Below are 19178 nucleotides of genomic sequence, written 5' to 3'. Positions count from 1 at the left end.
GGCCAGCTCCGACGAGACGAGCGCTACCAGCAAAACCCGCCGCGCGAAGGGGTCAAAATTGGACGCCGATGAGGGGTCAAAGTTGGAAGCCGATTGACATCCAAAGGGGGGTCTGACTCATTTCTGATGAAGTTTGCCGGGCGACTGTGGTTCTCAAACGGAGAATCAGCGCCATGCGGACGGGGTTTCAAATCTCATCGCTAGTACCGAGTGGTTTGGTGTTTGATGGTGTAAGTGACTCATTGGATTCGCTTATTTTGGCTGTTAGGTCGGAAGCTGCGGAGGCTCGGTGCCCCTTGTGCGCGACAGCGTCGAGCCGCATCCATAGCCGCTACGTCCGGCACGTTGCTGATTTGCCATCAGCGCGCAGAAAGATGCGCCTCCGATTGCTCACTCGGCGCTTCACATGCGAGGTGCCGCATTGCCGCCGGCGTATCTTCGCGGAGCGGTTCGGAGAAGACGTCGTTCCGCTTCGACGGTGTCGGACGGCACGGCTCGAACACATCGTCCATCACCTGGGGTTGGTGCTCGGCGGCCGGCCGGCAGCAAGCTTCCCCAAGCGGCTCATGCTGCCTGTCGGTACTGTCCAGAATCTTTCGCGCTTTTGATCAGGCGACGGCTCCGGTTTCAGAGAGATGTGGCTGATAGACCGGTCGCATGTTCATGTAGCATTTGGTCGACCACGCCGTTCCGGCAATGTGCCGCAGCCGGGCCGCCGCCAAATTGAGACAGGATTGACCGTCGGGGAAGGCGCCGACGACACGGGTTCGTCGCCGGATCTCGTTCATGATGCGCTCGAGCGGATTGTTCGTTCGAATCTTCCGCCAATCGATGGCCGGAAAGGCATAGCAGGCGAGCGTCTCGTGAACCGCCTGCTCGACGAGATCAGCTGCTTTGGCCATACGGCTTGCCCGCAGATCCGCGATGACGGTCCTGGCTTTCTCGTCGGCCGCGGCGCGGCTCTCCTGGGCATGAATGGCCTTGAGCATGTGGCTCACCTCGCGGACCCGGGTCGACGGCACGTGGCTGAAGACATTGCGATAAAATGCACCATGCAGCGTTGATAGCGGGCCTCCGGCAGATAATCCGCAACGCTTTCGACAAGACCTCGGCACGCATCGGAAACCACCAACTGCACGCCCCTGAGACCGCGATCGACGAGATGCCGCAGAAACGATGACCAGCCGGATTTGTCCTCCTTGGCGCCCTCACAGATGCCGAGGATCTCTCTGAACCCCTCGGCATTGACCGCCGGGGCCACCAGCAGCGAGACGTTGCGAACCTCACCAGCCCAGCTGCGCTTCATCACGATGCCGTCGAGGTAGAGATACGGATGCTCGCCTTCGATCCTGCGATTCCGCCACGCCTCGATCTTGGTATAGATCTTCTAGTTCAGGTTCGACACTGTGCTCGGGCTGACCCGGGTGCCCCACAGCGCCTCCGTGATGTCTTCGACCCGCCGAACCGAAATCCCGGCCAGATACATCTCGATCAGCGCCTCCTCGACCGAGCTCTCCCGCCTCCGGTAGCGCTCGATAATCGCCGTCTCGAAGGTTTGCCGCCGTAGCTTCGGGACCTTCAGATTGACGTCGCCCGAACTTGGTGTGCAGCGTTCGCTCGTAGCTGCCTGCCCGCGTGTCCTGCCGGGCCGGGCTGCGCTCATACCGCCCAGCCCCGCACAGCTGATCCGCTTCGGCCTCCAGCATGGCGTTCAGGGTCTCTTCCACCGTCCCGCGGACCATCTCACCCAAGTGATCTCGAATCCGGGCCTCATCAATTTGGATCACCTGACCCATGGCATTCCCATCGTTCATTCAAAGCTCCTTCATTCTAGAAGAAGCCGTCAATCCTGAAAGTGCGAAAGACTCTGTACGTTATCCCGCGGACGAGATCTTTGCGTTCGTGCGCACCTGGCAGAACAGGTTGCCCGTCGTGATCGTTCCAACGAAATACTATCGAACGCCGGTCTCGGCGTATCGCGAGGCCCGTGTCTCTACGGTGATCTGGGCCAACCATGCTATGCGAGCTGCAATAGCGGCGATGCGGCAAGTCTGCCATCGTATCCTCACTGATGAGAGCACTGCGAGCATTGAGCCGAATATTGCAACGCTTGACGAGCTCTTCGAACTCTTGAGGTACGACGAACTCGCCCGTGCTGAAGCGCGCTATCTTCACCCCTCCTGACTGAGGGCAATAACGTCTCAGTCATGCTGCAACACAATCATTCTCGAAGGCAACTATTTACGGAGCCGATCTTGGCCGCAGCCATCGTGAACCAGCCTAGCTTTCTTTTCAGCCACGAGGCAAACGCTGGCATAGCCGCTGTCCGTCGATTGCACTGATGGCAAGATGGGTTGTTTTGCGAAAATCTGTCGGCTTAACGGCTCCGATTCGCGAACACCGCCATGGTAACCGGAAGTCCTGAGGTGGAAGCGGGGTCAGCTGGCAGGAGAGAAGTATGCCATGATCGAAATCTTCGATGGACACAATGACACCGTCCACCGTCTGCTGGAATATCGCCCGGACGGCATCGACTTCTTGACGTGCTCAAGCGAAATTTGGACGCCGGTGGACAAAACGGAAAAGCGCAGCGCGTCCTGAAGGCCTTGAGGCTTGCCATGGAAGAGGATAGGTAAGTCTGCCCTTCGTTCACGCCTTGCTCCGCGCCCGATGAAATCAATGCGTTGGCGTTCTGTTGCGACATCCAAGTTTGCGGAATACGCATCGGGTCGTCTCGCCTCCTACGGCCACAGTGCTGTCAGGGCTTGAGCCCTGTAGCTAGGCTGAGCAACGCCTTCGGCAAGGGCAGCTAGGCGCCGCTGGAGGTCGCGCGAGAGTCCTCCTACGCCTGCGCCGAGACCTTGCAGGGCCGAGACGCGATGCTCAGGATCGTTAAATCCCTCCGCCAGGGCAACAAGGCGCTCCTGAACTGCGGGCGCAACCCGTGCCAGGCTCCCCCCGAGGCTGCGCAAAGCTGAAACACGATGCGCAGGGTCGTCAAGCGCCTCGGCCAGGGCGACGAGGCGCTTCTGGAGCTCGGGCGCAAACTCCGCCAGGCGCTCTCCGAGGCCTTGCAAGGCCGCGACACGATGCCCAGGGCTAAACACCTCGGCAAGGCCAACGAGGCGCTCCTGGAGCGGGACGGCTAGCCGGCCTACACGCGCCCTTAGGGCCCATAGCGCCGAGATGCGATCCATGGGCTGAGTCAGCCGCTCAGCGAGGGCAACGAGGCGCAGCTGGAAGTCGGGCGGAAGCCCTCCTACATGCATTCCAAGGGCCCACAGGGCCGAGACGCGATGCTCGGGCTCGTTAAGCCGCTCGGCGAGGGTGAGCAGGCGCCCCTGGAGCTCGGGCGCAAGCCCTTCCACACCCACTCCGAGGCTTCGCAGGGCCGAGACACGATGCTCGGGCTCGTTAAGCTGCTCGGCGAGGGTAACGAGCCGCTCTTGCAGCGGAGGTGCAATCCCTCCTACGCGCACGCCAAGGCTCTCCAAGGCTTGAGCACGATGCTCGGACTCGTTCAGCCCTTCGGCGAGAGTGACGAGGCGCCTTTGGAGTGCAGGCGCAAGGTCTGCCACGCGCAGTCCGAGGCCCTCCACGGCAGAGGCCCGATGCGCGGAGTCGTGAAGTCCTTCGGCGAGAGTGATGAGGCGTTCCTGGAGCGCGGGCGTCAGCTCTCCGACGCCCGTGAGGCTCTCCAGGGCTTGGGCGCGATGCTCGGGGTCGTCAAGCCCCTCGGTGAGGACGACGAGGCGCTCCTGGAACCCGGGCGCAAACTCTCCCACATGCGCTCCGATACCCTCCATAGCTAGAGCGCGATCCTCGGGGTCGTTAAGCTGCTCGGTGAGGACGACGAGGCGCTCTTGGAGGGCGGACGAAAGCCTTGCCGCGCCTGATCCGAGGCTCCACACGGCCGAGACGCGATGCTCCGGATCGTTAAGTCCCTCGGCGAGGACAACGAGGCGCTCTTGCAGCGTGGACGAAAAGTCTCCGATGTATTCCCCGAGGCCCTCGATGACGGAGGCGCGATCCTCGGGGTCGTCAAGCCCCTCGGCGAGGATAACAAGGCGCTCCAGTTGCGCGTGCGTAAGCTGTCCTGCGCGCGCTCCGAGGCCCGCGATGACGGAGACGCGATGCTCCGGTTCCTCCAGCCCCTCGGCGAGGATGAAGAGGCGCGCTTGGAGCGCGGGCGAAAGCCTTGCCACGTGCGCTCCGAGGCCCAACAAGGCCGAGACGCGATGCTCGGGAGCGTTAAGCTGCTCGGCGAGGGCAACGAGGCGCCCTTGGAGCGTGGGCGCAAGCTCTCCCAAGAGTGCCCCGAGGTCCTCTATGACGGAGACGCGCTGCTCGGGGTCGTTAAGCCCTTCGGCGAGTGCGACGAGGTGTTCCTGCTGCTCCCTGGTCAGGCAATTGACGTTGGGCGCGAGCGTTCGGATCGCACCGGAATTTATCAGCGCACCAAAGCGATCCGTGATGCCCGGGGGAGGCGCCATCACCTTGTCCCAGACGGACTGAACCCGGATAGCTCTCTGGCGCGTTTCGTGAAGCTCCGGAGATAGCTGGGCGGCATCACGCAGTTGGCGACCTGCCCGCCACGTCATCAACAGATCGATCGGGCTGAGCTGCTCAGCAATCACACCGAGTACGTCCAGCGTCAGATGAGGGCCGCGTCCCTCAACAAGCAGTCCACCAGCACTTGATCCGTGAGGGTCAGAACGTGTCTGCTCCACGACAGAACGGGATGGGCCGGCTCCTTCGAGGTCAATCGCTGGCCAAGTGGGGGAATCGTCCGCGCTGTCAACTTCGTCAATGTCGTATGCCACGATCGGCGCCTTGCCGCGTTCGTCAATACCCTTCATGATCCACCTCCTGCAAAGCGACAAACTGGGTGAGTCCTTTGTATTGCCGCACGACGATCATCATCCGGCCTGCCGCCGACGACAAAGGCGCGCGAGCCGTTCTTCCCAACGATCGCCTTTCGGTCGCTGAAGCACCCAGTCGACAAACATCTCTCCGCGCGGCGTCACCTCGTCGATTGCTGTCTAGGCAAACTGAAGTAGTTTCGTCGCGTGACAACCCGCAACGCCAGGCTTCCGCAAGCATCTCGCTACCGTCACTGTCACAGCTACGCTGCTATGGCCAATAAATGTCCAAGTGACCGCGAAGAGCATCAATTATTCCGGCTTAAGTTGATATGTATGAGTCTAGGGGCTCTCCAACAGAGCCCACTCGCGTCGACGTGCATCTTGGCTGCAAGACGTCGAGGCCGATAGGACCGTCGCATTGGGCGGCGCCCATTTCCTCTCCGACGTACGTGAAGATAGACGCTCGCTATCTCCAGAACAAATAAATGTTCGTTATGAAGCAATATCTCATGCCTATGGCTGCTGGGAGAACCGCTGGTCCGTCAGACCGGCGGCATGTTTCCGGCCGTTGAAAACTGCGATCAACGATCAATATACTGACGTCAGGACCGGTAAGCGGTCTCAGTCGCCAGTTTTCCGAGCGCCCGCAGAACCGTCGCGAGAGGTACAATCAGGTGCGATGGAATATACTCATCGACCAGGCCATCCTCCAGGAGCGCGCGCGCCAGCGGAATGTTTCGCATCACCGGCACTCCCGCAGCGGCCGCGGCATCAATCATTTGCTGCGCCAAGAGATCGGTACCTATGGCATCGATCATGGGCAGGGCGGTGTGCAGCCGATCGTAGTAAATCGCCACTGCAATCTGTGTGGGATTGGTGATCAACACGGTCGCTCTACGCGACTGCTCAATCGCGTCCTTGGCTAACAATTGCGAATGGAGGCTCCTGCGTCGGTCCTTGATCAGAGGGTCACCCTCATTTTCTTTAGCTTCCCGTTTCACTTCGTCCAGCGACATCAAATTCTTGTTCGTGAACTGCCATCGCTGGAACGCAAAGTCCGCAATTGCCACCACAAGATAGCTCGCCCCCACATAAATGGCGATCCCCAGCAGCAGGTTACCCGTCACCGCACTTAGGCACGATATGCCACAGCTCGGCGTCCACACAAGCGCATGTACACCTTGGCGCAGTACGAGCATCATGACGAGGCCAAGTATCAGCACCTTCACGATCGCCTTACCCAGATCGACGAGATTCTGCAGCGAGACTATCCTTCTGACGTTCTCGCCGGGGTTCAGCTTCTTGAGCGACGGCGAGAGAGCCTGGGGCGAGAAAATCGCCCCATTCTGCAGCAGGTTGGCGCCCACGCCGATGACCAGGACCACGCCAAGGAAAGGTACGACCATACTTTGTACTTCACCGATATAAAACTCGAGGAGCTCTCGGCTGACAATCAGGAAGTCCTCTTCAAGAAATGATACGGGCAACAGGAGCGTTGCCTTAAGCCGGTCTATCAGGCCAGGCAGAGTGGCGAAGAACAGCGCGAAGAATCCAAGGGTCACCGCCGCCGACACGACTTCCTTACTGTGCGGGACCCATCCCTTTTTGCGCAAGTCCCGCAGCCTCGTGGGGGTCGGTTTTTCGGTCTTTCTACCGGTCACGGCGGTCACCTGGCGATGCGATTGAGAATCAGAACAGACGAGGGCATATGCTTGTCGGCGTTGGCCACAATGATCGTGAGCGAGAGAAGCAGCAGCAAAAGGCCGACTGCGCTCTTGACCGACATGGCGAGAAAGAAGACCTCCAGTTGCGGCGCGAACCGGCTGATCAGCGCCAAGCCCAATTCGCTGAGAAACATCGCAACGATGGCTGGACCAGCGAGAAGCAACGTCAGCAGCATCACGAGGTCTGCCAGATCTAACACACTGGTGACGAAGATCGGACCGAATGCAGGATGAAAACTCCATAGCGGCCAGACGTCATGAGAGCGATAGAGCGCTTCTAATAGTTTGGAAAAGCCGCCGCTGACGAACAGCCATGTAGCGTAAAGGTGAGCCAGGAAGGTCCCAAGCGGCGAGTCCAGATTGACGCTTGCCGGGCTCAAGAGGCTTGTCATCGTAGCCCCCCTCTGGTGGTCAATGAACGTGCCCGCGGTTTCCACACCCCACATGGTTGCGGCAACTGGCATGCCCAGGAGGCACCCGAGCAAGAGTTCCTTGAGCCCCAGGCCCAGGACTGGCACCAGACGTGTGATGTCGGGATCCGCAGGCCTCGTTGCCCAAGCAAACCCCATGACCGGGAGCGCCAATGCCATGATCACGCCGTTGCGCGCCGGTGCCGTAACCATACCGCGTCCCAGAAAGGGCATGACCAGTACCATCCCTGTCAGGCGTGCCATCGCAAGCGCAAGGACAACAAGGAAAGTATGCAGGTGATCTCGATCAAGTGGTGACATGGAATGGATTACTCTAGCGCTTCGACAGCCCGCAGGCGGCGGTCGCTCTTGTTGCGTGCCGCCCGGCGAAGAAAGACAAATTAAGCAGGTCCCCGGGGCACCAAACTTATATCCTGGCGATCTGCTCGAAGATGTTAACCGTATACCGGCTAAGTTCACCAAACCAATTCGCGGTGGCGACCAGTACCAGGCTCACGCATATCAGCTTCACGGCGAAAGAGAGTGTCTGCTCCTGAACTTGGGTTAGAGCTTGCATAAGACTGACGATCAGTCCGACGCCCGTGGCGACGATGACTGTGGGCATCGACAGGACAAGTGTCAGTTTGAGCGCGCCAATGGCAATGTCGGTGAGTGCGGCGGTATTCATGGTGCTGCTCCCCCATAGGAGAAGATGAGACCATGAATTAGGCGCTGCCACCCGTTCACGGCAACGAACAAGAAGAGCTTGAATGGCAGGGATATGGTCATTGGCGAAACCATCATCATGCCCATTGCCAGCAGGATGTTCGAAACGACGAGATCGATGACGATAAAAGGCAGAAACAGCAAGAAGCCGATCTTGAACGCGTCTTCCAGTTCGGATGTGATGAAAGCCGGAATCAAAATCATCAATTCGCTGCCAGTTATTGCCGCGGCGTCCTCCTTGCTCCACAATCCCCGAGCTGCATTGACGAAGAATTGCCGTTCCCGTTGCGACGTGTTCTTCAGGAGAAAGTTGCGAACTGGCTCAGCAACTAGCGTAATCGTTGCCTCTAATTCGCGGACATCTTGGGATGCGATTGGTTTGTCGCGCATGGCCTCGTACCCACCTTTTGCCACTGGCTGCATGATGTAGACCGACAGCAGGATGGCGATCGCATTCAGCGCCATGTTCGGCGGAATGTTCTGAACGCCGAGAGCATTGCGAATGAGCCCGAAGACGACGACGAGCTTCACGTAAGAGGTGACGGTAATCGCAACGAAGGGGGCGATCGCGACGCAGGCGATCAGGACGATCAGTGTCGCGGGATCAGGCAGCGCCGTCATCGTTCTGATCGTGCTAATCGCAAGTCGAGCACACGCACACCTGTTCGCTCGGCGATGCGCACCAGTTCACCGGTTGCGACGACCTGGCCATTGACGCGCAAGCTGATATTGGTCGTGGCATCAAAACCAAGATCGAGCACTTGGCCGATAGCCAATTCGCGAAGCTGCCTGAGCGGCATGGTCAGGCGTCCAGCATCCACATCAACAGGAACATCAATGCTGTCGAAGGTTTCCGGCGGGAGCGGATCCGGTCTATCTATCATACAGTCCACAGCTGAAAGGATGGCAAGGCGGCCATTGAAGATCGATGCGCGAAAGCGAGGACCGCCAGAGAGGCATAGAAGAACACTCATGGCGCCGTCATGACCGACGGGGGCGGTATCCAGCAGGACGACATCACCTGAAGCGAGTTGACGCAGATCCGTCAGGATAAGACTCAAGCGTGCGACCAGCAGATCCAGAGAAAGGGGCAGATCATCGAGGACGGCGCACACGACGGGAAGCGTAGAGCAGCAGTCGGCGATCCATTGCAGTCCACCGCCATCGAATTCGACCAGCCCGAGGCTGTCGCCGGGACGCTCCAAGCGAAGAATCTCAAATCCGTACGGAAACGCTTCGGCGCTCTCGGCTGAAGACCAGATCGGCCGATGCCCAGACCATTGTTCCACCTGGATCGCGAGATCCCGGAAGACAATGTCGAACAGGATTTCTCGCAAGCCGTCACCCGGAGGCAATGCGGTAATTTCTGGCCAACGTTGCACAGCCACCGCCGGAAGGAGCGTCGAGTCAACTGCGACGCGAATCCTGTGGCCGCGTGGGCGCATCACGGCCCGGCAGTAATCCGCCGGAAGGCGCGGAGGTGTCGAGCCTGGCATGACGGCTTCCACGTCGATGCCAGCGATGTTGAAGGGGACTGGCAGACGTTTAGCAAGACGCGAAACGGCGGCAGCCTCACGTCGGTCATAGCAGGGTAGATCGATCACGCGCCCTTCTCAATTCTGTATTAGAGTAGCGTCTCAAATCCGCGAGATCGCCGGCTGCTGCCTTGTTCGTCCAACATTGAGCTGCAGGCGAAGACGACCACCACCGTGCGCATTTCAAGCCGATCGGACAAATCGCGCGCGAATGCATGGCCATGTACCTGCAGGATAGGCCAAAGCCGCTCAGACGCTATGCAAACCCTCAGGGTATCAAGCTGGAAACTGACGATCACAAGCGCATTGCCGAACAATTCGCGGTTCAGCATGACGCGCAACTCGGTATTGCCGGCATAATCCCGGCTGACCCAAGTGTGTTCGGTAATCCTCCTGGTCAACTCGACGAGTTCAACCGATCGTGACTGCTCTTCGGGCGAGCGCCGACGCGGTATAGGGCCAGGCATGGCACCAATGATCGAACCGGCAATCAGCGGAGAAAACGTGGCGCTTTCGCTTTCCGCCAGATCATACGGATCATTGTCGGAATCCTTGCAATCGGGTGCACGATCGGATCCCTCGCAGGCGTCTAGATTCGCCTCCTCGATCATTTGCGAGAACCGAGCGATATCCCTGGTGCGCGCGCGCCTCGCCACCGGGGTCGCCACCGCAATTGAACGGTCAAGTGGCGTGATCCACGACCTTGGAGCGCTTCTCGCTAGTTGCATCTAACTCCCTCCGCTGAGGCTGACCGCTGTGGGAATCGGTTACCTGCTAAGCCGCTGAAGCGCCCGGCAGGACACTCCATTCACCGTCACGGCGACTTACCGATCCACAACGGTAGTGTTCACTGCGCCTACGTCTCCAGGACATTGTATTTGTCGTATTTGTCGGAACCTACATCCCGGCGGAAGAGCAGGCAGTCGCTCAACGGAGTAGGATCCACCTCTCCATCTACTCACGGTCGACCAAAAGCCAATACAATTTCGATATGGGGTCAGCTGATGACGTTATGCCTTTCAGGAACAACATGCTCAGCGGATGGCCGATTTGAATGAGCAGAGACCAGTGCGATTTTCGGAGGTCACTCACACATTCGGCTGATCGGCATGACGTCCCGTGACTGGCGAGGGTCTTCGCGGCGTGCTTGTCAGGTTGGAGACGCAGGCCATGTTATGTTTGGAGTGCTGGCCGACTAAGATGGACTCGATCTTCGAGTCAGAGGCTTGACTGGAAACAGTCGCGCCGTTTGACAGATGGGCCGGTTAGTGTCCCGGCGTCTCGTGTACGTGGAAAGCAATGATGCTTGCAAGCGAAGCGGATACCGGGTGGCTATGATCAGTTCACGATGGGATTGCAGTGCAACCGCTCGTGCGGAGTATCCGCGATCCCGGATGAGGCGTGGTCCTTCTTTTTGGTGGCTAGGCTTAATTGAAGAGAAGTGTCCGATCCGTACGGAGTCGAAAGGCGCGCTTCCGTCGGAATGCCTCCTTCAATGATATGGGCCGACGCCGGCGCCTGATGACGCCGTCCGCGTTCCTGAAGGCGTACTTCGGACGGCGCGTGACGATCATACTGAACTTCGCCGGCACCACATCCAGACGCTCCGCCAGACGACGCGCACCGCCTTCGATGAACTCCTTGGACCAGCCATAGTACATTGAGGCGGTAATGCCCTCGCGCCAGCACAGCTCGGGGATATTCTCCTCGCCCCGCAGCCCTTCCAACCCGATACGGACCTTCTCTTCAGCTGAATACCGCCCGCGCGTCTGGCGCCGAATGTCCTTTACCACTTGTTCTGCCGGCGCTTTGCGCGGTCCGGATTTCTGCTTCATCTTCGCTCTTGTCGGCTGCGATGAACCATAAGTCCTACCCCTCCGCAAAACCGTTCAATTCGTCTCACAGGCCCTGACGGCGAACACATCGCCGCTGCGATGCTCTGGATTAGAGCCGTCAACGCGACCTAGCTTTCCCAAGGTGAATGGCTTTCAACATAGAGCGGTCAGCTTCCAACTAAGAAAGCCGGTTCAAGCGGTCCCGCCACGCGGGGTCCATTTCACGGCATCCTATTGCCGGGAGGCGCGGTCGGCGGCATACCGGAACTGGATGTATCGAACATCTGATGCTCATGATGTGCTTTTAAAGCGAGCCATTCCGTCCAGGAAATGGCATCCGCTTTTTCAAGAGGTTGTTCTTTTGCATATTGAAAAAATGTGTCCATTAGCTCGCTTTTTTCGCTCCGCAACACCTTCTTTACCGCCTTGCTTGTTGTAGATTCGTCGTGCCTTCTTAATCTTATCTGGCGTTCTATGATATGTGCACATTGCACTTTGTCGGAATTGTGCAACATGTCTGCCAGGGTCATCAGCAGCGTTGTACGCCCCATGCCGCCCCGGCAATGAAAATGCAAATGAACATCACCCGTATGAGCGACGTTTCGCAACTCCGATACAAGTTTATCTATTTCAGCATCGGTAGGGCGCGCATGATCTGGTGTCGGAATGCGCAGATACGCCGCACCCTTTCTTTTAACTAATTCCTCTTCCGTTTCTATTTTCACTTCACCGAAGTCGAGAGCCTTTGGAGGCGCCGAAGAAGCCTTTCCCTTTACGACATTCCCGGATTCTATGGTCAGACCAAAAGGAAATTTAGTCGGTAGTTTTGCGAGCTTCTTTGTCTCCTTCGCGGGAATAATGTCAGCAGGCTTTTCCACGTTACCCCAATTGTAATTATCTGCAGCAAACCAGGATATTGGTTCTCCATTTGCGAAGCCGTGGAACTCTTGCCTAGTATCTATAATGAGGAGCCGTTTTGGATGTGTCAGTGTAATTAGTTCTTCTAGCTGCCGCTCAGAAAATTGTTCACTTCCAGACAAGCTTAAACCGTGAAGCCCGGTCAAGTCGCATCTCTCCAACCCAGATGTATCGGATGTGGCGCGAAATCTAGAGGGTTCAATCTTGTCATATACAAGTGTTGGCGGATTTTGGTCGGGTATTTTCTTCGGTATTGTTGTCGGTGGAATTCTAAATGGCTTGCGTGACTCAACGCTCGATGAGGCTGGAGCACGAGCGCCGAGGTCGGCATCTGGTGGCGGCATCTGATATGAAAGACCGACAGGCTTGCTGGGACCACACCGCATAAGTCTCTCCTTTGAACAGCAAAAAGATAGTCCCATCAAAATTACGCAGGCTAGGTACGATAGGTCGCCGCGCACTACACAGCTCCAGCACTGAACGGAGCGTGCACTCCGAGGCGCGGCAAAGCAGCGCTAGCGAGGGCGCTGCGTTCCGCATCCTGACACGGCAATACAAATCCTTCTCCTACCGGCTTGCGTAGGGAGCGGTGGCGCTGTTTAACGCTTCGCCACTACTCGGGCCGCCTCCATGCGCGCGGAAGCCATCCTGCGCGGGCTGATCCACAGCTACTAGCACTACTTTGGCAAATTATTAGCGGCGGCGAGTTTTTGGGATTCCCAAGAGAGGATTTGCGTGATTCATGAGAGGTCGGCTTATGGAGGGCCGATCTATGGACGTGGACTGGCGAGCCGATCTCGATCGCTGGCTTGCGCCGTTTGTCGCGGCGCTACGGCACAAGACGCGGGCCCGGATGTGCCCTCTCTATGTCGCGGGTTTGATTGGTCCAGGAGACCGCAAGAGCGTTCAACCGATGGCGGCACGCGCCAGCGGGGTCGGTTACGATCAGCTCCATCATTTTGTCGCTGCCGGAGTTTGGGATAGTGCTCCACTCGAGGCTGCCCTGCTGAAGGAGGCAGATAGATTGGTTGGCGATGATGCCGGTTTTCTTGTCATCGATGATACGGCGTTGCCCAAGAAGGGACGTCACTCGATCGGCGTCGCGCCACAATATGCCTCGTCGCTCGGAAAGACTGCCAACTGTCAGTCGCTAGTCTCGCTAACGTTGGCGTCGCGGGAGGTGCCGGTGATGGTGGGCCTGCGGCTGTTCCTGCCCGAGAGCTGGACAGATGATCCTGAGCGCATGGCGCGGGCCGGTGTGCCGAAGGATAGACAGACTGCTCTGACAAAGCCGGAGATTGCGATCGAGGAGATCGACCGCGTCATCGCCTCCGGTGCGCGTTTCGGCTGTGTGCTTGCCGATTCAGGGTATGGCTCCAGCGGGCCTTTCCGTCAGGCTTTGAGCGAGCGCGGTCTGCTGTGGGCGGTGGGTCTGTCGCGGCGCCAGAACGTCTATCCCGCCGACATTGCCCTGATCTTCCCCATCGCGAAGACCGGAAAGCCCCGCAAATACCACATCCCTGACCAGCCACCGGTCTCTGCTGAAGCGTTATTGGCCGAAGGCAAATGGCAAAGGGTCAGCTGGCGGCGGGGCACCAAAGGTCGGCTGACATGTCTCTTCACGGCCCGCCGTGTCCGCGTTGCGGATGGCCATAAGCACCGGATGCTCAATAACCGTATGCAGTGCATGCCTGGCGACGAGGTCTGGCTCGTCGGCGAGCGGCGGTCGACCGGGGAGCAAAAATACTATGTGTCGAACCTGCCGGCCGATGCCACCATCAAGACGCTCGCTGCCACGATCAAGGCCAGGTGGGTCTGTGAACAGGCCCACCAGCAGCTCAAAGAGGAGCTTGGGCTCGACCATTTCGAAGGTAGATCCTGGACGGGATTACATCGACACGCGTTGATGACGATGATCGCCTACGCCTTCCTCCAATCCCGCCGCCTCAAAGCAGCGGGACGGAAAAAAAAGAATCTCAGGACCGCCGCCACAACCAAGCATGCCGGCCATCAGGCAAGCGATCCTCGACCTCTTCGCACGACCTCCACCCCGACGATGTCCTCACTGTGACATGCTCCTTGCAGATATCGCGAAGCCTAGAGTACCAAAGTAGTACTAGGGTTCAGACTCAATTGATCCAATAAGCGACGAGAGCGGCGAGGTGGACGGCGGCCAAGAAGTTTCTGGCAAGTTTGTCGTAGCGAGTAGCAACACGCCTGAAATCCTTGAGCCGGCAGAAACAGCGCTCGATAACATTGCGCCCTTTATAGAGGCGCTTGCTGAAGCTGTGGAGGGTTACCCGGTTGGATTTGTTTGGAATGACGGGTTTCGCGCCGCGATTGACGATTTCGGCGCGAAAGCCGTCGCCATCGTAGCCTTTGTCCCCAATGAGGGAAGACATGGGCGACGCGAGCTTCAAAAGGGCCGGCCCTGCGGCAATGTCTGCGGCTTGTCCCGGAGTGAGATGAAATGCGCAAGGTTTGCAATCAGGGTCGCTCAGCGCGTGGATTTTCGTGGTCCGCCCACCGCGCGAGCGGCCGATCGCCTGTTCACACTCCCCCCTTTTCCGCCGCTCGCCGAGCGATGCGCTTTGATCGAGGTGGAGTCGATCGACAAAGCCACTCGGTCCTTGCCGCAGCGGGCGAGCGCTTCAAAGATCGCCTGCCAATGTCCGCGCTTAGCCCAGCGATTGAACCGATTGTAGATCGTCGTGTAAGGGCCATAGTCGGACGGGCAATCGCGCCAGCGTGCGCCGCACTGGAGCATGTGAATGATACCGCTGATAATGCGTCGATCGTCTTCGCGCGCCGGGCCGGTCTGGTTTGTTGGCAGATGCGGCTCTATCTGAGCCCACTGCTTGTCGTTGAGCCAGAACAGTCCTTTCCGCATCGAAGTCCCCCGTGCCGAATCAACTTGGCACCAGGGAATCAGAACTCGCTAATTAGGTACAGACCCTAGCTCGCCAAAATGATTCTGACTCTTTGGGTATGCCTGGATAGGCGCGCCAGTTTGGTGCGAGCTTTGTCCGGTGTGAACATCCAGTTGATACGGGTGCGAGTTTCGTTTCGCTGCCGCTCCCATGCTGCGATCTCCGAGCGTCCGCTGGTCTGCTTCGATGGCACGCCGCTCTACCGCCTGGCGCAGGCCTTCGAACGTGCAGATGTTCCTGTCAGCCGCGGCGCTCTGGGCCACTGGGTGATCGGCTCGAGCGAAAAACATCTCTCCCGCATCTATGACGCGCTGAAGCTGCGGCTCAGATCGCAGCCCCTCATTCATGGTGACGAGACCACGGTCCAGGTGCTGAAGGAAATGGACAGAGAGGCCGCCAGCACGTCATATATGTGGCAGTGACGAGCCGATCGTGCTGCTCGATTATCAGCCGGGCCGCGGCCAGATACACCCGCAGGCCTTGCTCGGCGATTACCGCGGGATATTGATGAGCGATGGCTACACCGCCTGGCGCACGCTGGCGAGGGGCAACCCATCTTGGATGCATCGTAACCGGCATGAGGCCCCCACCTCGCCATCGCGAGGTTCACCTGCGATACAGCTTGGCATGAGCTGATCTGTGGAGGTGGCGCGATGGCAAATGCCATGCTTGATGCCAGGCAGGAAGGTGACTCTTATCGCCGCGTCGAGGTGATCACCGGGGAGCGCCGACGGCGACGGTGGACGGGCGAGGAGAAGGCCCGGATCGTGGCGGAGAGCTTTGAGGAGGGTGCGAACATCTCCGAGGTGGCGCGGCGCAATGGCGTTTCCCGCGGGCTGCTCACGGTGTGGCGACGCCAAGTTGCGGCGGCGGTAGCGGGCAAGGCGCCAAACTTCGTGCCGATCCAAATTGGTGCCGAGAGCGGTGGCGGGACAGCAGGCGAGTCCGAGCGTATTTCGCCGGGACAAACGAAGCCTTTGGAGATCAGCGCACCGCGGGCCAAGGCCTGCGGGGTGATCGAGATCGAGGTGAGCGGGGCGCGCATCCGGGTCGAGCCGGGCGTGGAGCTGGCGACGCTGTCGACCGTGCTGGCAGCGCTTCGGGGCATCCGGTGATTGCGCTACGGTCCGACCTCAAGGTGGTGCTGGCGACACAGCCGGTCGATTTCCGCAAGTCGGTGCACACGCTGTCGGCGCTGGTGAGCGAAGCGCTGCGCGCGAATCCGTATTGCGGCGACGTCTTCGTGTTCCGCAGCAAGCGTATGGACAGAGTGAAGCTTCTGGCGTGGGACGGCAGCGGCATGGTGCTGGTGACGAAGTGGCTGCACCAAGGACGCTTTACCTGGCCGCCCGTCCGCGACGGCGTGGTGCATCTAAGTGCGACGCAGCTCGCGATGCTGCTCGACGGGCTTGAGTGGACGCGTGTCTCACCCAAGCCAGTGAAGCAACCGGCTCTCGTCGGGTGAGACGTGAGGATTTCACTGGAGCATGGGATGAGCACATGTATCGTTGGGTCATGGCGATTCGCCCCGACGCTCTCCCGACCGACACGGCTGCTCTGACCGAGATAGTGCTCGCGCTCGACGCCGAGAACGAGAAGCTGCGCGTGGCGATGCAGACGCTCAAGGAGATGATCTTCGGGAAGCGCTCGGAGCGGCTTGCCGTGCTCGTGGACGAGCAGCTTGCGCTTGAGCTGGGCGATCTTGAGACCGACGCCACGTTGCCTGTGCCCGCCAACGACGATGCGCCTGCGGCGAAGCCAGTCGGCAAGGCGCGCAAGAAGGCGCGCCGCAACATCGGCGCGCTCCCAAAGCACCTGCCGCGCTGTGAGCAAGTGCTGGCGCCGGAGGCGACCGCGTGCCCGTGCTGCCAGGGTCAGCTGCATAAGATCGGCGAGGACGTCAGCGAGGTGCTGGACGTGATCCCGGCGATCCTGCGGGTGCTGCGCACGATCCGGCCCAAATATGGCTGCCGCGGCTGCACCGATGGTGTGATCCAGGCGAAGGCGCTGCCGCGCCTGATTGAGAGCGGCATGGCCTCGACCGCACTCGTGAGCCACGTGGTGGTCTCGAAGTTCGCCTGGTATCTGCCGCTGTACCGACAGGTGCAAATTCTGGCCGGCCAGGGCGTCCATCTCGACCGGGCGACGCTCGCCGGCTGGGTCAAGCGTGCCGCCTGGTGGCTCAAGAGCCTCTATGAGCTCCAGCTGCGGACGATCCAGGCCTCGCCGCGCGTGTTCTGCGATGAGACGCCGATGCCGGTGCTCGATCCCGGACGACATCGCCCCCGCATTTGCCAGTTCTGGGCGCATGCCATGGATGACCGGCCATGGGGCGGGCCCTCGCCGCCGGCGGTTGCCTACGTGTTCGCCGACGGCCGCGGCACCGAGGAGATCGCCGGACAATTGACGGGCTTTTCCGGCATTCTGCAGGTGGATGGTTATGCTGCCTACAAGGCGCTCGCCCGCGATCATGGCGGCGCAATCCAGCTCGCTTTTTGTCTTGCCCATGCCCGACGCAAATTCGTCGAGGTGTACAAGACGACCCAGTCGCCGTTCGCGCGCGAGGTGATCGAACGCCTGCAGGCGGTCTATGCGATTGAGGCGGAGATCCGCGGCAGCAGTGCCGAGCAGCGGCTCGCCGCCCGCCGCAGCAGGACCGCTCCGTTGATGGAGGCGCTCAGGACGCGGCTGATGGCAACGGTCGGTCAGCTCTTCTCCCAGTCGAAGCTGACGGAGGCCATCAACTACGCGCTCAATCACTGGGACGGGTTGACGCTGTTTCTCCGCGACGGCCGCGTCGAGGTTGATTCCAATACGGTCGAGCGTTCCATGCGCCCGATTGCCATGGGAAGACGCAACTCGTTGTTCAGCGGCAGCGAAGGCGGCGCCGAGAGCTGGGCGATCCTGGCGTCGGTCGTGAACACAGCAAAGCTCCATGAGCTTGATCCGCAGGCCTATCTGACTGACGTGCTGGAGCGCATCGTCTCCGGGCGAACCAGGAGCCATCAGCTGCACGAGCTGCTCGCCTGGAACTGGAAGGCGGCCCGCGAGCGCACCGCACAGGCCGCCGCGTGAGCCCACGTCGCCATAAAGCATCGTCGTCGATGACCGCCGCCGCGATGCCGCTTGAGGAGCTCGAGCGATGGCTGCAGTCCCGCGCTGACCGGCACCCTATCGCCACCAGCATTCCCACGTTTGACGGCTACGTCGCCGCGATCGTGGCCGGACCGGTGTCGATGAGCCCGCTCGACTGGATCTGCCCGCTGCTCGCCATCGATGCCGATGCTTTCAACTACGGCGACACCCCTGAGTTCGCAGCGATCTCCGCCGTCGCGCTGCGCCATAACGAGATCAGCCAGACCCTTTCGACCGCGCCCGACCAGTTCGAGCCGATGCACCGGCGCAAATCCAATGGCGACATCGATCCGCGTCCCTGGTGTCAAGGTTTCTATGCCGCGATGCGCCTCAGGCTATCGGTGTGGGCGCCGTTGCTCGACGCCAGCAACGTCAATCACGGACTGCTTCTGCCCATTCTGCTGCACTGTCCCGACGACCAGGACCGTCCGCTGCTCGGACCGCCACGAAGCGGCCGCGAGACCGAGGACCCTCTGCGCAACGCCTACCTCGATATCTCAGTGGCCGTCGAGGCCTTGCGCCAATACTGGATGCCGATCCGCTACGCACGCGGCCGCTGATCACCGCAGACGTGGGAGCTCATACCGGTTACGATGCATCGCCCATTCCAGGCGGCGCTTCGTCGATGCACTCAAAGCGAGAAAGAAGGGTGGCGGGCCGCCGGAACAGGCGCTCCGGTTCTTCGAACAGCTCTACCGGGTTGAAAGGCAGGCGCGGGACGGAATACCGGAGAGGGGTGAAACACAGGCCGACTGCATTCGCCGCTTCCGCCAGCAACATAGTGTCCCCATCCTCACCGGGATCCACGCCCCTGTCGTGACCGCGCCGATGCCGACGCAACCGTTGCCGGGCAGCGTTGCCACGCCCTCGACGCTGGCGTTCGCGCTGGTTCACAAATATGTCGAAACCCGCCGGCGTGCGAAGAAAATCGCGCTTACATCGAGGCCAACAAGGGCTTCTGACGATTGAAGGCGCATAAGCAATTTGTCGGCTCTGCGTGAGGCCCCCAAGCTCACCACGATCGCATGACAATCAAGCCAGTTGCCCACGTGACGAGGGCCCCGTAACGCTCATTCCGGCAACGTCGGCCCGACGTAGTT

At 59.9% G+C, this 19178-nt stretch carries 13 protein-coding genes and 9 pseudogenes; 10 read left to right on the top strand and 12 right to left on the bottom strand.

Going from position 1 to position 19178, the window contains the following annotated elements; genetic code table 11:
* Positions 1 to 173: 173 nt before the first annotated feature.
* Positions 174 to 578: pseudogene (locus IVA98_RS30715) on the top strand (transposase family protein); the annotation flags it as partial.
* Between the two features lie 30 nt (positions 579 to 608).
* Here the strand turns inward: IVA98_RS30715 and IVA98_RS30710 are convergent.
* Positions 609 to 1796: pseudogene (locus tag IVA98_RS30710) on the bottom strand (IS256 family transposase).
* Positions 1797 to 1881: 85 nt separating this feature from the next.
* Here IVA98_RS30710 and IVA98_RS30705 point away from each other — a divergent pair.
* Both IVA98_RS30705 and IVA98_RS30700 read left to right on the top strand, forming a co-directional pair.
* Positions 1882 to 2184 (top strand): annotated as a pseudogene (locus IVA98_RS30705) (phosphoenolpyruvate phosphomutase); the annotation flags it as partial.
* 279 nt (positions 2185 to 2463) lie between these two features.
* The gene (locus tag IVA98_RS30700; protein ID WP_247356138.1) at positions 2464 to 2601 is read left to right on the top strand and encodes a hypothetical protein; all 138 of its coding nucleotides are present in this window, start codon (positions 2464 to 2466) and stop codon (positions 2599 to 2601) included.
* Positions 2602 to 2741: 140 nt separating this feature from the next.
* Here IVA98_RS30700 and IVA98_RS30695 read toward each other — a convergent pair whose 3' ends face one another.
* From IVA98_RS30695 to IVA98_RS30650, 10 genes and pseudogenes are all read right to left on the bottom strand, one after another.
* On the bottom strand, positions 2742 to 4859 hold the full coding sequence (locus tag IVA98_RS30695) for a coiled-coil domain-containing protein (protein WP_247356137.1): 2118 nt from the start codon (positions 4857 to 4859) through the stop codon (positions 2742 to 2744).
* A gap of 608 nt (positions 4860 to 5467) precedes the next feature.
* The gene (locus IVA98_RS30690) at positions 5468 to 6526 is read right to left on the bottom strand and encodes an EscU/YscU/HrcU family type III secretion system export apparatus switch protein (RefSeq protein WP_247356136.1); all 1059 of its coding nucleotides are present in this window, start codon (positions 6524 to 6526) and stop codon (positions 5468 to 5470) included.
* Between the two features lie 5 nt (positions 6527 to 6531).
* Positions 6532 to 7320, bottom strand: a complete 789-nt coding sequence (gene sctT, locus IVA98_RS30685; RefSeq protein ID WP_247356135.1) for a type III secretion system export apparatus subunit SctT — start codon at positions 7318 to 7320, stop codon at positions 6532 to 6534.
* Positions 7321 to 7426: 106 nt separating this feature from the next.
* Positions 7427 to 7687, bottom strand: coding sequence for a type III secretion system export apparatus subunit SctS (sctS, locus tag IVA98_RS30680; RefSeq protein ID WP_247356134.1), 261 nt, complete (start codon positions 7685 to 7687; stop codon positions 7427 to 7429).
* A complete protein-coding gene (gene sctR, locus IVA98_RS30675) occupies positions 7684 to 8346 on the bottom strand; it encodes a type III secretion system export apparatus subunit SctR (RefSeq protein ID WP_247356133.1) in 663 nt (220 codons plus the stop codon). Before sctR ends, sctS begins: the two co-directional genes overlap by 4 nt.
* Complete coding sequence (locus tag IVA98_RS37360; RefSeq protein ID WP_247356132.1) at positions 8343 to 9329, bottom strand: FliM/FliN family flagellar motor switch protein; 987 nt, start codon at positions 9327 to 9329, stop codon at positions 8343 to 8345. The genes sctR and IVA98_RS37360 overlap by 4 nt, the downstream gene beginning before the upstream one ends.
* A gap of 20 nt (positions 9330 to 9349) precedes the next feature.
* A complete protein-coding gene (locus IVA98_RS30665; RefSeq protein WP_247356131.1) occupies positions 9350 to 9871 on the bottom strand; it encodes a hypothetical protein in 522 nt (173 codons plus the stop codon).
* An 850-nt stretch (positions 9872 to 10721) separates the two neighbouring features.
* Positions 10722 to 10873, bottom strand: a pseudogene (locus IVA98_RS30660) (IS66 family transposase); the annotation flags it as partial.
* A pseudogene (locus tag IVA98_RS30655) lies at positions 10868 to 11095 on the bottom strand (transposase); the annotation flags it as partial. The pseudogenes IVA98_RS30655 and IVA98_RS30660, both read right to left, overlap by 6 nt.
* A 221-nt stretch (positions 11096 to 11316) precedes the next feature.
* Positions 11317 to 12159, bottom strand: coding sequence for a phosphatase domain-containing protein (locus tag IVA98_RS30650; protein ID WP_247356130.1), 843 nt, complete (start codon positions 12157 to 12159; stop codon positions 11317 to 11319).
* 589 nt (positions 12160 to 12748) lie between these two features.
* On the opposite strand from IVA98_RS30650, the pseudogene IVA98_RS30645 reads away from it, so the two are divergent.
* Positions 12749 to 14084 (top strand): annotated as a pseudogene (locus tag IVA98_RS30645) (IS701 family transposase).
* Between the two features lie 58 nt (positions 14085 to 14142).
* Here IVA98_RS30645 and IVA98_RS30640 read toward each other — a convergent pair.
* Positions 14143 to 14903: pseudogene (locus IVA98_RS30640) on the bottom strand (IS5 family transposase).
* 225 nt (positions 14904 to 15128) lie between these two features.
* Here IVA98_RS30640 and IVA98_RS30635 point away from each other — a divergent pair.
* From IVA98_RS30635 to IVA98_RS30610, 6 genes and pseudogenes are all read left to right on the top strand, one after another.
* A pseudogene (locus tag IVA98_RS30635) lies at positions 15129 to 15526 on the top strand (IS66 family transposase); the annotation flags it as partial.
* Between the two features lie 70 nt (positions 15527 to 15596).
* Entirely contained in the window at positions 15597 to 16058 is a 462-nt protein-coding gene (tnpA, locus tag IVA98_RS37840; RefSeq protein WP_524536437.1) for an IS66-like element accessory protein TnpA, read from the top strand.
* On the top strand, positions 16055 to 16408 hold the full coding sequence (gene tnpB, locus IVA98_RS30625; protein WP_247356129.1) for an IS66 family insertion sequence element accessory protein TnpB: 354 nt from the start codon (positions 16055 to 16057) through the stop codon (positions 16406 to 16408). The genes tnpA and tnpB overlap by 4 nt, the downstream gene beginning before the upstream one ends.
* A gap of 50 nt (positions 16409 to 16458) precedes the next feature.
* Complete coding sequence (gene tnpC / locus IVA98_RS30620; RefSeq protein ID WP_247356144.1) at positions 16459 to 18018, top strand: IS66 family transposase; 1560 nt, start codon at positions 16459 to 16461, stop codon at positions 18016 to 18018.
* 29 nt (positions 18019 to 18047) lie between these two features.
* Entirely contained in the window at positions 18048 to 18638 is a 591-nt protein-coding gene (locus IVA98_RS30615; protein ID WP_247356128.1) for a UPF0149 family protein, read from the top strand.
* Between the two features lie 34 nt (positions 18639 to 18672).
* Positions 18673 to 18888, top strand: a pseudogene (locus IVA98_RS30610) (IS66 family transposase); the annotation flags it as partial.
* Positions 18889 to 19178: the final 290 nt, after the last annotated feature.

Source organism: Bradyrhizobium sp. 160, assembly GCF_023073735.1.
In the GTDB taxonomy this organism is placed as follows: domain Bacteria; phylum Pseudomonadota; class Alphaproteobacteria; order Rhizobiales; family Xanthobacteraceae; genus Bradyrhizobium.
This window is presented reverse-complemented; position numbering and strand designations above follow the sequence as displayed.

What these genes read in the sequence shown, in the direction of transcription:
- IVA98_RS30700 (WP_247356138.1), top strand. Translation starts at nt 2,464, where the DNA reads ATGATCGAAATCTTCGATGGACACAATGACACCGTCCACCGTCTGCTG.
- IVA98_RS30695 (WP_247356137.1), bottom strand. Translation starts at nt 4,859, where the DNA reads ATGAAGGGTATTGACGAACGCGGCAAGGCGCCGATCGTGGCATACGAC.
- sctT (WP_247356135.1), bottom strand. Translation starts at nt 7,320, where the DNA reads ATGTCACCACTTGATCGAGATCACCTGCATACTTTCCTTGTTGTCCTT.
- sctS (WP_247356134.1), bottom strand. Translation starts at nt 7,687, where the DNA reads ATGAATACCGCCGCACTCACCGACATTGCCATTGGCGCGCTCAAACTG.
- sctR (WP_247356133.1), bottom strand. Translation starts at nt 8,346, where the DNA reads ATGACGGCGCTGCCTGATCCCGCGACACTGATCGTCCTGATCGCCTGC.
- IVA98_RS30665 (WP_247356131.1), bottom strand. Translation starts at nt 9,871, where the DNA reads ATGATCGAGGAGGCGAATCTAGACGCCTGCGAGGGATCCGATCGTGCA.
- tnpA (WP_524536437.1), top strand. Translation starts at nt 15,597, where the DNA reads ATGGCAAATGCCATGCTTGATGCCAGGCAGGAAGGTGACTCTTATCGC.
- tnpC (WP_247356144.1), top strand. Translation starts at nt 16,459, where the DNA reads ATGGCGATTCGCCCCGACGCTCTCCCGACCGACACGGCTGCTCTGACC.
- IVA98_RS30615 (WP_247356128.1), top strand. Translation starts at nt 18,048, where the DNA reads ATGACCGCCGCCGCGATGCCGCTTGAGGAGCTCGAGCGATGGCTGCAG.